The sequence below is a fragment of the Psychrobacter sp. TWR1-1-1 genome (assembly GCF_049895865.1).
Taxonomy (GTDB): domain Bacteria; phylum Pseudomonadota; class Gammaproteobacteria; order Pseudomonadales; family Moraxellaceae; genus Psychrobacter; species Psychrobacter immobilis_A.
Window position 1 is genome coordinate 347,848 of sequence record NZ_JAFCTE010000002.1, and the last position, 15,598, is coordinate 363,445.

Below are 15,598 nucleotides of genomic sequence, written 5' to 3' on the forward strand. Positions count from 1 at the left end.
TTATTGATAATAATTGCTTTACAGCGAAGTAGGAGCAGTTGTGACCCTCTAGTCACGATAATATATTCATATTTTGACAATTTAGTTGAATGTTACAGAAGATATAAGTAATGTAATTTTGCATGCTAAAGGAATTAGCAGCAATCTTTGCCGATATTATGAGGTAAAGATAATCAAAATTAATGATAACAAGGACGTTATTATGACGCTAAAATCTTCTCTAGCTTCGGCTTTCACGCCCAGCGCATTTCTCCCCTCACTTGGTGCTATCGGTGCCGGTGTACTCTTAATGGCTCTACAAACCACCTCGGCTCAAGCTGCTGGTCAATACTATAATTGTGCCAATTCAACCGGATGCAAGCTGGTCAGCAACAAATACTGGACGTCAAATCATACTGATACAAAATACCCAATTGTTATGGCACATGGTCTTGGCGGCTTCACTAACTTATTTGGGATTATCGACTACTTCAATGGCATTCCTCAAGAGTTGATGAAAGGCGGCTCAGAGGTATATACCACCAAAACGTCAGCCGTCAATAACAGTGAGATTCGCGGAGAGCAGCTGCTGCAACAAGTCAAAACCATCACTGCCATTTCAGGTGAGCCTAAAGTCAATTTATTTGGACACAGTCAAGGCGGTATAGATATCCGCTATGTCGCTGGCGTCGCGCCAAAATATGTCGCATCAGTTACGGCAGTCTCAAGCCCAGAACAAGGGTCAAAAACGGCAGATTTTGTCAAAAACACCCTTGAGCCAAACAACACCACAGGTAATCCATCCAATGTCACAACACAGCTAGTCTCAGGCGTGTTCAATTTGATTGGTGGCTTTACAGACGTGGGTTCAGGTATCAGTTTTAAAGAGATACAAGAGCAAGATGGCTGGCAAGCGCTCGTGGCTCTATCAACGGATGGTGCTGCTAAGTTCAATGCCAAATTTCCTGCAGCAATGCCAAAAAATTATTGTGGTCAGCCGACCAGTACTGCCGTCAATGGCATTAAATACTATTCGTTCAGCGGGGTTGGGCAAATAACAAGCGCACTGGATCCTAGTGATTATTTATTGGCAGCAACGAGCGTGCCGTTTGCAGGCGAGTCTAATGATGGGTTGGTGTCTGCTTGCTCAAGTCGTCTTGGTTATGTGATTCGGGATAATTATAGAATGAACCATTTGGATTCAGCCGATCAAGTATTGGGTCTGACGGCATGGGGCGATTCTGAGCCAAAATCTATCTATCGTACTCAGGTCAATCGTCTTAAAAACGCTAACCTTTAATAATGTAAGCTTTTAAGAACATACGCTTTTAAAAACATAAGCCTTTAAGCTGACTTATAAAAGAACCCTCATTTATGTCGAATAATCGCCGCCCAGCCTATCTACCAATAGTTATAATCGCCGTGGTTAGCATAGCCATAACGGCGGCGGTGATTATGTGGTTCAAACCTGATAATACACGTATGGCTACAGCGCAACCAGTATCCAGTGCCCTCACTAATGAGGCTGATGCTACTCTATCAACTGCGCTGGATAATGGCCAAGTAGTGCAAACAACTGCCGCCCAAAACCAGTCTCTATTTGTCACTGGATTGGAGCATTTGCCGCGCTCATTACAAGGCACGCAAATTGACGGCGAAATCATCATTGACGAAAATAAGCAGTTGGTCGTCACTGAAGGTCTACGGCGTTTATTCGATTATTTTTTGTCGGCGCTGGGTGAAGAAGATGAAGCGGTTATTTATGCCCGTGTTGAAAGCTATATTCGTCACCACACGCCAGAGCCTGCCGCTAGTCAAACGGTCGCTATATTTGACCAATATATTACCTATCTTAAAGCCATTACTGAAATAGAAGAACGTTATGGCAATCTGCAATTACAAGCGGCAAAAAGCGGTGAGCTGGATCTAAATGTCGTCGCTCAGCAAAAGCAAGATGTAGCCAAGTTGCGTCAGCAGTATTTTACTAAAGAAACCATTACCGCCTTCTTTGGTGCAGAAGAGGAGTATGATAATTATAGTATGGAGATGGTCAGAATTAACCAAAACCAGCAGCTAAACGATGTGCAAAAAGAGGCAACGCGGCAGAACTATATAAGCCGTATGCCGGATAATGCGCTCAAAGCCGGTATCACCCAGCAAGCCAACCTGAACGAGCTGATGAATCGCACAAAACAGATGCAAGCAAAAGGGGCAACGGCTCAGGAATTGTATAACATGCGTCGTGATCTGGTAGGTGCTCCAGCCGCCACACGCCTCGCGCAAGTTGATGCAGAAGATGCTAACTTTGCTCAACGTTTCGACCAATATCAAGCCCAAAAACAGCGCTTATTAAATCAAAGTGCAGATAAAACGCAAGCACAAACCCAAATCAATCAAATCGAACAGCAGCTATTTAGTGAGGCTGAACGCAAGCGTTTGGTAGGCTATGCTGCTTTGCAACAACAGAACCTCGCCAATCTAGAGTAATGCCTAGCATAAATGAGTAAAACAATGGTTTTAATGAGAAATTGTCGGTTTTTAGGGTATATTCGAGAAGTTATATAAAAAGTGTTAGCAGTTAATGTACTGTCTAACAATAGAGGTTAGCAAAAAGACTATAGAGCGCAACAAATAACAGGGTAATCATACACTCAATCTATAATGACAGTTAAGCTCCAGTTGTGCATAATGACCGCATTATTGAGAGTAATGAATAAAACAGTAAATTAATCATAATAAAAACGAATGTTTAGGATAAGAGCTATTTTTTATTCTAAAAAAACCACTAGAGGAGTTTATATGAAAAACATGACTAAAATGATGATGGCAGCGACGCTTGCGGTAGGTACATTGGCTGCTGGTTGCCAAACCACGCCTAGCGTAACAGCGCCAGTGACTCAACCAATTACTTCTAATACGCTACAAGCATATGATTGGCAGCTTGTTGACGCAAAACGCAGCAATGGTGATAAGGTTAGCCAATTGTTCTTTGATCCAGCGAAGCCGTTGACGCTAAAGTTCTTCAAAGACAGCGGCAGTGACCGTGTGACCTTTATGAACACCTGTAATAACATGGGCGCTGACTACAAGGTTGTGAACGGCAATGTCGTATTAGGCAACGTTTTATCTACTATGATGGCATGCCCTGAGCCACAAGCAAGTTTTGATACTGCGACTTTAGCGACCGTACAAGGTAAATATAGCATCAGTAAAAATGCCAATAACACGCCTATATTGACCATTACCAATAGCAATCAAGTTGCTCATTTCAAAGCCGTTTCTAAATAATTCAATCATTACAGATGGTTTTTAAATAGTATTTGCGAAAAGCAATGTTGAATAAAAGCAGTGTTCTATAAAAGCCAGATGTAGTTTTAAAAATGCCTCACTATCTAGTGGGGTATTTTTTTGTCCAAAATTTGGCATGGTTTACGCTACACTGTCATTTGCTATTAAGTAAAGTCTTTAGGCTAGGATATTTTAATGCACTCAATCTTTTAGCCTTGATTGTCAAGATTCTCAGTACGCAATAATCAATACTTTATTGGACGTTATTTTATGTCAAAAATGCTTGTATCAAAATCATCCGTCAATATACGAACGATAAGTAATATCACCGCACTAACGACTTTTATTCTGTTGACGGGTTGTCAGACCTTGCCTAGTACGATGTCTAAAACGATGCAAGCACCTGCTAGTAATATAAGTGCGAGCAATCCACTAACGGCGCGAATGTCAGCGATAGATCGGCAAGGGCGTATTGCCTATGTCGAGGAGCAAGGAGTCGGAGCTGCAAAGATATCGACGCTTTATAGCATTCGTCCTGATGGTAGTGATCGTCAGTTAATCGATCAGCTTAATGGTTATATTTATGCGCCAGCGTGGTCAGCTGATGGGCAACTGCTGGGATATAGTAAACAAGCGCCGCGCCAGCATCCTAAGATTTATATCTATGATCGCAAAAGCAACATCCGCAACCTTGTGGTAAATGCTGAAGGCAGCAATATGTCAGCGTCGTTCTCACCTGATGGGCAAAAACTCCTCTATAGCTCGACGGTCGTCGGCAATGCTGATATCTATGAGATGCGTCTGAGCGACGGTAAGACCACACAGCTCACTACGTTACCGAGCACGGAAGTGCAGCCAAGCTACGCCAGTGATGGGCAAAGCTTTGTCTATACCAGTGATAAAGTCCGCGCTGGACGCCCACGTATCTATCGCTATAACTTCGAGACTGCTAGTGCCACGCCTGTGCCAACAAGTGGCTATGTCGCCAGTCCGCAACTGAGCTTGGACGGTCAGCGTATGGCATATCTCAATGGTCGTAAGGCTGCGGTGATGACGCTGGCTACAGGGCAAGTTATCAATCTAGCAGAGACGGGACTTGATGAACCAGCACGTCTGTCACCATCTGCACAGTATGCTGTCTATCCGACAAAGCTTTCACAAGTGGGCGGTCAAAATGGCGGCAGCTTGGTCATTCACTCATTATCTGGTAATACAAGTTATGCCATTGGCAGTAAGGTGGGCGGAGTCGTGCGCTCTCCAATATGGGGACGTTAAAGGCAAAACCTATGTATTATGTAATGGAATGTATATATAATCCTTGATAAAGCAACATAAGTTGATTTAAAAAATGTAAACTTGGCAGCATTAATTCGAGTGAGCATCATCCACATAATACCAATTTGCATAACCAAGTCATTGAGCTAATAGATTGGGTGAGCAAAAGGAGAATACGCGCAATGCAAGAAGCTTTTTTAGTCTTTATCACTAAAATCAGTTTATATCCCACGATTATTTTTACAGGGCTTGTGATGTTCGTCACTTTATATTGGATTGTGTCTTTACTCGGCATGGCAGATATGGATAGCGTAGACCTTGGTGAGTCAGGCGGTGATGCTGATGTCTCTACCTTATCATCGACTGGTTTTTTTACCGGTCTCATGCTCAAATTTGGTCTTTACGGTGTCCCTTTAATCATCATACTAAGCTTAATTAGCTTGATCGGTTGGTTGCTTAGCTATTTATATACCAGCTTTTTACACCAATATTTCGATTCTGGCGTTCTGTATTATTTATTCGGTACAGGGGCGCTCATTTTCGTATTGGTCGTCTCTATGTGGTTGACAGGTATTATTATTTCGCCGATTCGCAAAAATATCGCTAAAATTCCCAAACGTAATTCGTCTAATAATGTGGGTAAGATCGCTGTTGTGCGTACCCTTAGTGTCACAGATAAACATGGCGAAGCAGAGCTAAATGATGGCGGTGCAGGATTGATATTAAAGATTCGTTCAGACACCAATGATGGTTTGCTAAAACAAGGCGATAGAGTGATGTTGATAGAGTATTTAGACGAAGCCAATACCTACCGAGTTGCTGTCGTCGAAGATAAAAAAATATTGTAAAAGTATGAATAAAATTGTGCATTTTTAGAAGTAACATAAATATTTTTAAATTTGGTGATAGTCGGTTCAAGGTAATTCAGATATATCGAAGGCGAATGACAGGGCTATAAAGCACACGTGCTATATACAGTGCCATAAATAGTAGAGTTAGCAGGCGTGATAGCGTATCTGATTTATATAGAATTGATTATGGAATGTTTTAATTAAAGGAATGGATATGGACACACTCATTATCGTCGGCGTGGTTGTAGTGCTGGCGTTTGTTTTTATGATGGTCGCACTATTGATGCTCAAGGCCTTTTACTTTAAGGTTGAGCAGGGCAAAGCACTCATTATTAACGGTGTGAGTAAAATTGCCGTACGTTTTGATGGTGGTTTTGTTTGGCCAGTCATCAACAAAAAAGAATTGATGCGCATATCGCTCATCACGTTAGAAGTAGACAGACGCGGTAAAGAAGGTTTGATTTGCGCAGACAACATGCGTGCTGATATCACCGTGGCATTTTATTTACGCGTCAATGAAACCGAAGAGGATGTGCTAAAAGTCGCCAAATCGGTTGGGGTTGAGCGCGCATCAGATAAAGTCGCTGTCAACGAGCTATTTAATGCTAAATTCTCTGAAGCATTGAAAACGGTTGGTAAACAGATTGATTTCGTCAAACTGTTTGAAAACCGCAGCGAGTTTCGTGACAGCATCGTTCAAGAAATCGGTAACGATCTGAACGGCTATGTCTTAGAAGATGTGGCGATTGATTACTTAGAGCAAACGCCAAAATCTTCATTAGACTCAAGTAATATCTTAGATGCTGAAGGTATCAAAAAGATTACTCAGTTAACGGCTTTTCAGAACGTTATCACCAACGAGCTGGAGCGTGATGAAGAACTGGCTGTTAAGAAAAAGAATGTCGAAACCAGAGAGGCGATGCTAGAGCTAGAGCGTCAACAAGCCGATGCCGAAGCCAAACAGCAACGTGAAATCTCGTCAGTGATTGCACGTGAGACTGCTGAAACTCGCAAAATTGAAGAAGAAGAGCGTAAAAAATCTGAAACGGCTGTTATCTCGGTTGAGCAAGATTTAGCCATTCAGCGTGAGAATCAGCAGCGTGAAATCGAAGTAGCAGGACAAAATCGTCTGCGTGCGGTCGTCATCGAAGAAGAAAAAGTCACGCGTGCCCGTGATTTAGAAATTGTCTCTCGTGAGCGTGAAGTTGACTTGCAACGTATCGAGGCTGAACGCGCGATTGAGCTTGAGAAAAAAGAAATCGCCAACGTCATTCGTGAACGTATCGCAGTGGACAAAACCGTTGCGCAAGAAGAAGAGCGTATCAAAGAAGTTCGCGAAATTAGCGAAGCGGAGCGTTCGAAGCAAACACGTGTCCTAGCAGCAGAAGCCGATGCGGAAGAAATCAAAGTACGTCAGGTGAAAAAAGCCGAAGCAGAAGAGCTATCTGCCAAGCATAAAGCCGTCGAAATCACCACATTGGCTGCCGCGAATCTTGAAGCATCTGCCAAAGATTCAGAAGCCAAAATTAAAATGGCCGAAGGTATCAAAGCAGAAGAGTCAGCACATGGCTTTGCTGAAGCGGCTATCCAAGAAGTCAAAGCCGCTTCTTTGGAAAAAGAAGGCATTGCGAAAGCCAATGTTATCAAAGCGACTGGACAAGCTGAAGCGCAATCAGATCGTGAAAAAGGTATGGCAGATGCTGAGGTTATCGCGGCTCGTGGCGAGTCTAAGGCAAAAGCTGAGCGTGATATTGGTATGGTCGATGCAGAAATCATCGCCGCTCGTGGTGAATCTACCGCTAGAGCTGAGCGTGAAAAAGGCATGGCAGATGCTCAAGTCATCGCGGCTCGCGGTGAGTCAAATGCCAAAGCAGAACGCGAAGTTGGATTGGCAAAAGCCGAAGTTACTCGTGCACATTTCCAAGCCGAAGCAGATGGTCTGGTCGAGAAATTCAATGCCATGGGTAGCATGAGCAAAGAGGCACGTGAGCACGAAGAATTCCGCATGAGCCTTGAGACAGCATTGCAAGAAGCATTGGCATCGATTGATGCTGGTAAAGAGATTGCGAAAGAAAATGCTGAAGTATTGGCAGTTGCGTTACAGAAAGCCAAAATCGATATTGTTGGCGGCGAAGCGCATTTCTTTGATAACTTTGCCAAATCACTGTCTATCGGTAAAGCCATTGATGGCCTAGCGGGTAAGTCAGACACCTTGAGCGGTATCATCAATGGTGTGATGGCCAGTCAAGCCATGAAATCAAACCAGAAAAATGATGATAAAACGACTTATTAATAGGGTCTAAATGTCTAGGGCGAGTCCTCAAGTCAATCGATAGTTATCTAAATAGGTTAAAAATGGTTAAATCTTGCCAAACAGCGTCAAATAGCTGACTAATATCTCGATATTATCTGCGCTATTTTCCTTGTTTGACTGCGATTTATCTCATTTTTATCACCATGTTTAAAATGAGGACACGCCCTAGCCTTAATGGGTAATTATTAGTGAGCAAGTTTTTATCTAACAGTATGAATGAGTAATATTTTCTAAAATAAAGAATCTATCGTGTAGGCGGCAGATTTTTTTGGCTAACTCAGGGTGATTCAGAATGACGAATCATGATGAGTTGGTTAATCTAAAAAAATAGCAGTGACGACTTGTTTTTTTAGATTAGCCAAGTGCTTCTTTACTTTCAATGATTCTTTATTGCCCAAAATTCTCTTATAGTGGATTCAGTTTAAAAGAGATACAAGGCAACCGAGTGCAGATGTATATGTGATACTTCAAGCGAGGTTAACGCTGTAGCTCTTTTATAAAGGATTAACTATATTATGTAAAAACAGAAACGGACGAGCAACGATGGCGGACACGCAAACTTCAAAGAACTCAGATAGCAACGATAATAATAGCGCTAATCAAGCTAACCAAATCGATCAGGCAGTTGCTTCAGGCAATGCTTATGAGCTCATCAAAAAGCGTTTAACCGAGCAAGGCAGCCGCTTAGAGCAGCAAACGCAGACGCTAAATAATGCGCGTCTCGAAGAGTTTGGCAGCACCCAGATGCAAGTTATTGCCCGTACTCGTATTCGTACCGAGCACAACTGTGTGGCGCAAGATATGGTGCAGGTCGGTGATTATTTGCTGTTTGGCTACAACGTTTTTATGGGGCTCAAACGCGCGAGTAATATTAAGGACGTATTGTCGTTATATCGCCTGAACGAGCCAGTTGGTAATGAAGAAGAGTATCAGCTCGAAGAGGTCGATTTAAAAGGCACTTTTTTGGCTCAAGATGCCTTTGTCCAAGACTTCAATGAGCTGTATCGATATTACAAGCAAACGCGCCTGATTCAAATAACGGTGAAAGACAGCAAATTGCTGTTGGCGTTTCAGATTGGCGAGCGCATTACTGATATTCGAGTGTTCCGTTTTGCGTTAGATTTTAGCCAAGGTACGCCAGAGTCGGCGCAAGTCGCTTATGTGGACAATCGAGGCGAGCGTGATATTGAGCTACCGCCTGCTTATGATTTTGACTGGATTGAGACCACACGCGATCAAATGGTGAATGGTAAATATCCCCATATGAATATCTTGGATACGATATTTGTGGAAACGGTCGGTGGTGATTTGACCATTAAGATTGAGGACAATACGCAGTCAGGGCAAGGTATTTATAGTGAACCGGTCAATGACCGTACCCAGTCGCTTACCGATGCCGAGATTGCGTATGCCAAAGTGGGCAGTTTAATACTGCTCAAAATATTGCCTTATCGTGAAGATGACTACCGTTATTTCGTTTATAACACTTTGACCGAAGCGGTGCTGCGTTTGGATGCGATTGGACAGTCGTGTGTTCAGCTACCAGAAGACCACGGCATCATGTTTCCGGGTGGTTATTATCTACAGACGGGTGAGTATAAGCTGTTCGAGGCCAATAATGTTGGCGCTACTGACTTACGGTTTAAGCGTAAAATTGTCTCGCCAAATGGGGAAGATGTTCTATTCTTATTTTACGACAGAGACTTGGGCGTTACGGGGCTGTTTCCTTATAATTTGATTAAAAAGCAATTGGCAAACCCTATCTATTGCAACGGTATGGCTTTGGCAGAGAATGGCCGCTTGGTGCTGTTTAGTGACCAAAGCGAGCCGTCTCGTATTCATCCGATGCAGATATGGCATACGCCTTACGCCTCGCATGAGTATGTGAGCGAGCTGCCAGAGAGCACGAGTTTTTATGGCAAGATTGGCAATAAAGAATTGGTGCGCGGTATCTCAGATCTTTATAGCATTACCCGCCTCATTGACAATCAAAGCGTGTCACAGAAGCTCTATGAAGAGCTTACCAATAATACCAGCCGACTCTTTGACAGCTATTACTGGTTGTCTGAGCCTGAGCTGAGCGAAGTCGCCAGTAGTATTAAAGAAGTGACGGCCACGGCTGAGCTAGTCATTGATGAGTTCGCCAAAGTACAAAGTATCCAAAAGCAAACCCAAACTGCGCTAGCCGATGCCGAGACCCAGCAAAGTGAGATTTTGCGGCAGATACGCGTCACTAGCTTTGAGTCTGCCAGTGATTATGTCGATCAGTTGTCAGCGTTAAGACGACAAAAAGGCCGTTTGGTCAGCTTGGAAGATTTGCGTTATTTAAATGCTGATAAGCTACAAGCATTACAGACACAGTTAGAAGAAGCCGAAAGCGAGCTGGCTGAAAAGACTGTGCTGTTTTTAAGTGGTGAAGAGGCGCTATCAAGCTACGAAGGCATATTGGTCGATGTCAGTGAGCGCTTAAACACCGCTGAAACCAATGCTGAACTAAAACCCGTATTGGATAAAATTGATGAAACAGCGCAAGGGTTAGATTTATTAACCGAGCTATTAGGTACGCTAGATGTAGCCGATGCCACGGTACGTACGCAAATTATCGATGATATATCGACCATTTATGCCAGCCTAAACCAGAGCAAAGCCAAGCTCAATCATAAACGCAAAAATCTAGGCTCTGCCGAGGCCGTGGCGCAATTTGGCGCGCAGTTTAAGCTGTTTGGTCAGTCCATTGCCAATGCGTTATCTATTGCCAATACCCCTGAGAAATCAGATGAGCAAATGGCTAAGCTATTGGTGCAGCTAGAAGAATTGGAGAGTCAATTCGCTGACCCAGAGACCAATAGTGGCGATCAGTTTTTAGCCGACATCATCAGTAAGCGTGAAGAGATTTACGAGACCTTTGAAAATCACAAGCAGCAATTGCTTGATGCTCGTAACCGTAAAGCGCAAAACTTAGGTGATGGCGCGCTGCGAATGCTTGAAAGTATTAAAAAACGCACGCAAAGCACTGGCGTCACAGGCTTTACAGAAGAGGAAGCTCTCAATACATACTTTGCAGCTGATGGTCTAGTACAGAAAGTCCGCAACATCGCAAAAGAGCTGCAAGCGATGGGCTTTAGCGTCAAAGCCGATGACATCGACGCCCGTCTAAAAGCCATTCAAATCGAGAGTTATAAGAGTCTAAAAGACAAGTCGGACTTGTTTGAAGATGGTGGTCAGATTATTAAACTGGGCAAGCATCGTTTTTCGGTCAATACTCAGCCACTTGATTTGACTTTATTGAGTCGTCAGCAGTCAGATGGTAACCGTGTTTTAAATCTGCATCTCACGGGCACAGACTATTATGAAGTACTTAATAATGCTGAGCTGAACGCTTTGCGCCCGTATTGGGACATGAATATCGCTTCTGAGTCGGATGCCGTTTACCGCGCCGAGTATTTGGCCTATAGCATTATCGAGAATGCCAAAAACAGCCAAGAGGGTTTGACTGAAGCGCATCTATATCAAGCATACGATGCGACAGTCATTACCCTCGATATTAATGGTGATATTGATAATGACAGTCCATTGTCCAAACTGGTCAAAGCTTACGCCACCCCTCGCTATCAGCTCGGCTATGACAAAGGCATTCATGATCATGATGCTACGTTATTACTGATGCAAATATTACCGACTTTGCGCGAGGCAGGGTTGCTGATTTATACCCCGCAAGTACGTGCATTGGCGCAATTGTTTTATTGGCAGCTCAATATCGTACAAGCGCTGGGCTTAGACAGCTTGCGCCAATTTGGCTATGACGCTTGGTTAAATGAATCCGTGCTGACGCGCGCGAGCAACTGGACGGATAGAGCTGCGACCGCCGAGCAACTGCGCCGTGCTTTGGGCAGTGATACGGCTAAGTCTTTACTAGTCGAAGATATGAGCAAAGTGATGCGTGACTTTGTCGCCACTCATAATGATGACGGTATTGGCGTTGATAAAGGTGCTAGCATCGATGAAGATGGCAGCGTTGATAAAGGCGCCAACATCTTCAAACCAAGCTATATCCAGCTTGCCTGCGAATACTTGGTGAGCGTCATGGGACAGTCAGCTGAATCGAATACTGTCGCATCTAACACAATAAACTGGCAAACTAGCCAACAAGCGCAGCAGTTGTGTGAGCAGCTAAGCCAAACGCTAAATAGTGCCTCAGGCAGCACGCAAGCGACGGCCAGTTTTGACCAATTACAGTCTTCAATTGGCAAGCTTGGATTCCAGCCCAAATCAGCCTATGAGCTATTGGCAACATGGTTCCATGCATTGCTTGATAAAACCTACGCTAGTACAGCATTGGCTAATGCAGCTGATGATGGCACCAATGAAGACGGCGAACTCAGTGAAGCACAGCTTGCTGAAATTGAAGAAAAAGATGCGTTACGCAAGCAGCAATTAGAAAGTGGCCGTCATTATGTGCCGGAGGCGATTGCGGTTTTACTCACTCAATTGAACGATGCTCAACGTGAAGCTTTGGTGCAGCGATTGATTGATTCAGGCGCGAGCTTCAATAAAGGGCTAAGTGCTAAAGGATTGAGCAATCAAGGTTTAAACAGTACAAGCGCAAGTACCACGCCATCTGCTTTATCATTTTCCTCAATCACCTCGTCGCCAGTTTCATCGACGACATCATTGACCAGTATTAATAATCCGCTCAATCAAGTGCAAAGCTTTGAGCGTAGCACGGGTAAAGTATCGCTTGAAATACAGGTTAATAACTTGCTAGGTGAGCATACGCGTATCCATCAGCAGACTTTAACCTTTGCCGTCGATGATTTTTTAAATCGTCTGCATCATCATGATACTCAAGTTATCCCTGCGTATAGACGTTATCTGGCCATGCGCTCAGAGATTTTACATGAGTCAAAGGAGACGTTGCGACTGGATGAGTTTATGCCGCGTCCACTATCCTCATTTGTGCGTAACCGTCTGATTAACGAGAGCTACCTGCCTCTCATCGGTGACAACCTCGCCAAACAGATGGGTACGGTCGGTGAAGATAAGCGTACCGATTTAATGGGTATTCTCATGATGATATCGCCACCAGGGTATGGTAAAACCACCTTGATGGAGTACGTGGCAAACCGTCTGGGTCTTATCTTTATGAAGATTAATTGTCCGTCACTCGGTCATGATGTGACGTCTTTAGATCCTGAAAAAGCGCCCAATGCCACCGCACGAGAAGAACTGAATAAAATCAACTTAGCCTTTGAGATGGGCAATAATGTCATGCTCTATCTCGATGATATTCAGCATACGCATGCGGAATTTTTGCAGAAGTTTATCTCACTCGGCGATGGTACGCGCCGTATCGATGGTGTTTGGCAAGGCAAAACCAAAACTTATGACATGCGCGGCAAGAAGTTCTGCGTGGTCATGGCTGGTAACCCATATACCGAGAGCGGCGAAGCCTTCAAAGTGCCAGACATGCTCGCCAACCGTGCCGATATCTACAACCTAGGCGATATCATGAGCGGCATGGAAGAAGTGTTTGCGCTCAGTTATATCGAAAACTCGCTCACTTCTAATACTGTCCTCGCGCCACTGGCCAACCGCGACCTAGCGGATGTCCATCGTCTCATCAAAATGGCGAAAGCGGAAAATGCGAATCTTGCACAAGCCCAAAGCGGTGATTTGACGTATCCGTATAGCACTTCAGAGATTAATGAGATTGTCGCGATCTTGCGTCATATGTTTACGGTGCAAGAGGTTATTCTAGACGTTAACCAAGCGTATATTGCTTCTGCCTCGCAAGATGACAAGTACCGCGTTGAGCCGATATTTAAGCTGCAAGGCAGTTACCGTAATATGAATAAGATGACCGAAAAGCTGTCGGCGGTCATGAATAAGAGTGAGCTGAATCAGCTGATAGACGATCACTATTTGGGCGAGTCACAGCTATTGACCCAAGGCGCAGAGAGTAATCTGCTCAAGCTTGGTGAGATGCGCGGTGTCTTGACCGAAGCAGAAATGCAGCGCTGGGCGCAAATCAAAGCCGACTTCTTGCGTAACAAAGCCATGGGCGGAGAAGATGGCGACACAGGCGCGCGTATCGTCGCCCAATTGGTTGATTTGGCCAGTGGCTTCAATGCCATCAGTAGCCAGTTTGAAAAATACTTAACGAAAAATGATCCTGAACAAATTGCTCGTTTACGAGAAGCAGGACAACAAGCGCAACTCGATGCCCAGCTAAACGCCCAATTAGAAGCACAAAAAATACTTGCCGATAGTGTCATTAACAATGCCAAAGTCGTCAGCGATAGTATCGATAATGGCTTTGAGAAAAGTGTGAGTCAATTGCTACAAATATATAAGCACGATCATAAGTCAGAAGGCGAGTATCTCAAGCAAAACCAATATGCACAAAAACAGCTCATGGTGCAGCTGGTCAATGCCGTTGAAGAGCTGGCACAGAAAATGGCGAATAGCTTGTCTAATAGTTTAACTGAGACTCTAGCTAAGAATGGAGAGAATCAAACTGCAGATAGCGATGCGACTGACATCACTCAGCAGACCGCACTTATGGCAACTGCCCTCAAGCAAGCATTAGAGCCATTGACGATGCGGATGGATGAGAAGCTGGCGATTGATACCAGTACCGATCAATCAGGCAAGCTAATCGTCAATAGCCTCAACAGACTCAATAAAATCTTTGACGACTATGATTAATAGCTACTGATTAATGGCTGACGATTAATTATTAACGCTTACGAGCAATGCTGATGACTTGCACTTATGAACATCACTTATGAATAGCACTATAAATAGGGCTGATAGTTAAGAGACAGTGGTAATATAGTCGGCAACAGCTACTTTGGATACAATGATGGCGAGTAAGCGTGCTACAAACAGTAGGTAAAGAAAGCCTGACACCGTATCCGATGATAGTGAATCGACTATATCAAACCAATGAGAAAATTATGGCGCACAAAAAGAAGAACGTCCGCAAAAAACTTTGCCCTGTCTGCGAGCGCGAGTTTAGCTGGACTAAGAAGCTTGATAAAAATTGGGAGAGCATGGTCTATTGCTCAGACCAGTGTCGCCGCGTAAAAAAGTATGAAGGGTTGGATCATCAAAAAGAAGATAAATAGGCGTTAATAGTCAGTTAGAGATATAGGGGAAAAGGGAGCAGACAATGGCACATAAAAAAGTAAACTTACCGCAAAAAACCTGCCCCGTCTGTCAGCGTCCGTTTACGTGGCGTAAGAAATGGGAGAAGGACTGGGAGCAGGTGATTTATTGTTCTGAGCGGTGTCGGCGTGGGAAGGATAAATCAGATTAAGCTAGAGTTAGGAGGGAAATAAATTCTTTAACTCTAGTATTACTAAGTATACTATTTAGTCTTGAACGTTAGAAAGTTCACTATTTGCGAATATTTATTTCGCTATAAGCGAAATAAATATTGATTAATTTTTTTCTTATTGTATAATCTTGAATGTTAGTTGATGTACAGACGAACAATTCATCATGAATATTAGGTAAATTTTTTACCTGCGGAGAATTAATTTTCTCTACCTCCTACTGGGCTCATGCGTTCTCGACTCGACGTATTACAATGGTTCGGTATGGTGCTTGCTTGCAATGAGAGCAAGCAAGCACCTGTAAGGATTGACCGCTGATTAAGTCTATTTTTCTAGTTGCGATGAGGATGCTAGTAATTCCACTAGTATCGACTAGGAGAAAAAGTTATGAAAGAATCAACTGATAATCAGCACCCGCCTAAGAAAAGCAAAAAATGGTCTAAAAGATTTCCCTTTTGGTTATTAGAAGCTTTTAAAGTTATATCAAGTATCCTCAATATTTTTAAATTTATTGAAAGATTCTTTAATGAGTAACCCTTAGGCGTTGTCCT

Annotated in this window: 10 protein-coding genes; all 10 read left to right on the top strand. The window is 43.6% G+C overall.

The window, feature by feature from the left end; genetic code table 11:
- The first annotated feature begins 202 nt into the window (after positions 1 to 202).
- The 10 genes from ACP69U_RS03525 (at position 203) to ACP69U_RS03570 (ending at position 15,581) form a co-directional block, all read left to right on the top strand.
- Positions 203 to 1,279: an esterase/lipase family protein gene (locus ACP69U_RS03525; protein WP_198330349.1), complete on the top strand. Its 1,077-nt coding sequence runs from the start codon at positions 203 to 205 to the stop codon at positions 1,277 to 1,279.
- Between the two features lie 74 nt (positions 1,280 to 1,353).
- Positions 1,354 to 2,466: a lipase secretion chaperone gene (locus ACP69U_RS03530; RefSeq protein WP_426137829.1), complete on the top strand. Its 1,113-nt coding sequence runs from the start codon at positions 1,354 to 1,356 to the stop codon at positions 2,464 to 2,466.
- A gap of 312 nt (positions 2,467 to 2,778) precedes the next feature.
- Positions 2,779 to 3,267, top strand: a complete 489-nt coding sequence (locus tag ACP69U_RS03535; RefSeq protein WP_055125201.1) for an META domain-containing protein — start codon at positions 2,779 to 2,781, stop codon at positions 3,265 to 3,267.
- 270 nt (positions 3,268 to 3,537) lie between these two features.
- Positions 3,538 to 4,542: a Xaa-Pro aminopeptidase gene (locus ACP69U_RS03540; RefSeq protein ID WP_426137830.1), complete on the top strand. Its 1,005-nt coding sequence runs from the start codon at positions 3,538 to 3,540 to the stop codon at positions 4,540 to 4,542.
- A gap of 182 nt (positions 4,543 to 4,724) precedes the next feature.
- Positions 4,725 to 5,390: a DUF1449 domain-containing protein gene (locus ACP69U_RS03545; protein WP_193007860.1), complete on the top strand. Its 666-nt coding sequence runs from the start codon at positions 4,725 to 4,727 to the stop codon at positions 5,388 to 5,390.
- A 217-nt stretch (positions 5,391 to 5,607) separates the two neighbouring features.
- Positions 5,608 to 7,686: a flotillin family protein gene (locus ACP69U_RS03550; protein ID WP_109591553.1), complete on the top strand. Its 2,079-nt coding sequence runs from the start codon at positions 5,608 to 5,610 to the stop codon at positions 7,684 to 7,686.
- A 564-nt stretch (positions 7,687 to 8,250) separates the two neighbouring features.
- Positions 8,251 to 14,415 carry a DNA repair ATPase gene (locus tag ACP69U_RS03555; RefSeq protein ID WP_426137831.1) on the top strand — a complete coding sequence of 2,055 codons (6,165 nt, stop codon included), beginning with the start codon at positions 8,251 to 8,253 and terminating at the stop codon, positions 14,413 to 14,415.
- Between the two features lie 170 nt (positions 14,416 to 14,585).
- Positions 14,586 to 14,837 carry a DUF2256 domain-containing protein gene (locus tag ACP69U_RS03560; RefSeq protein WP_426137832.1) on the top strand — a complete coding sequence of 84 codons (252 nt, stop codon included), beginning with the start codon at positions 14,586 to 14,588 and terminating at the stop codon, positions 14,835 to 14,837.
- Positions 14,838 to 14,881: 44 nt separating this feature from the next.
- Positions 14,882 to 15,028, top strand: coding sequence for a DUF2256 domain-containing protein (locus tag ACP69U_RS03565; RefSeq protein WP_371532732.1), 147 nt, complete (start codon positions 14,882 to 14,884; stop codon positions 15,026 to 15,028).
- A 406-nt stretch (positions 15,029 to 15,434) separates the two neighbouring features.
- Entirely contained in the window at positions 15,435 to 15,581 is a 147-nt protein-coding gene (locus ACP69U_RS03570) for a hypothetical protein (RefSeq protein WP_426137833.1), read from the top strand.
- The last annotated feature ends 17 nt before the right edge of the window (positions 15,582 to 15,598 follow it).

What these genes read in the sequence shown, in the direction of transcription:
- ACP69U_RS03525 (WP_198330349.1), top strand. Translation starts at nt 203, where the DNA reads ATGACGCTAAAATCTTCTCTAGCTTCGGCTTTCACGCCCAGCGCATTT.
- ACP69U_RS03530 (WP_426137829.1), top strand. Translation starts at nt 1,354, where the DNA reads ATGTCGAATAATCGCCGCCCAGCCTATCTACCAATAGTTATAATCGCC.
- ACP69U_RS03535 (WP_055125201.1), top strand. Translation starts at nt 2,779, where the DNA reads ATGAAAAACATGACTAAAATGATGATGGCAGCGACGCTTGCGGTAGGT.
- ACP69U_RS03540 (WP_426137830.1), top strand. Translation starts at nt 3,538, where the DNA reads ATGTCAAAAATGCTTGTATCAAAATCATCCGTCAATATACGAACGATA.
- ACP69U_RS03545 (WP_193007860.1), top strand. Translation starts at nt 4,725, where the DNA reads ATGCAAGAAGCTTTTTTAGTCTTTATCACTAAAATCAGTTTATATCCC.
- ACP69U_RS03550 (WP_109591553.1), top strand. Translation starts at nt 5,608, where the DNA reads ATGGACACACTCATTATCGTCGGCGTGGTTGTAGTGCTGGCGTTTGTT.
- ACP69U_RS03555 (WP_426137831.1), top strand. Translation starts at nt 8,251, where the DNA reads ATGGCGGACACGCAAACTTCAAAGAACTCAGATAGCAACGATAATAAT.
- ACP69U_RS03565 (WP_371532732.1), top strand. Translation starts at nt 14,882, where the DNA reads ATGGCACATAAAAAAGTAAACTTACCGCAAAAAACCTGCCCCGTCTGT.
- ACP69U_RS03570 (WP_426137833.1), top strand. Translation starts at nt 15,435, where the DNA reads ATGAAAGAATCAACTGATAATCAGCACCCGCCTAAGAAAAGCAAAAAA.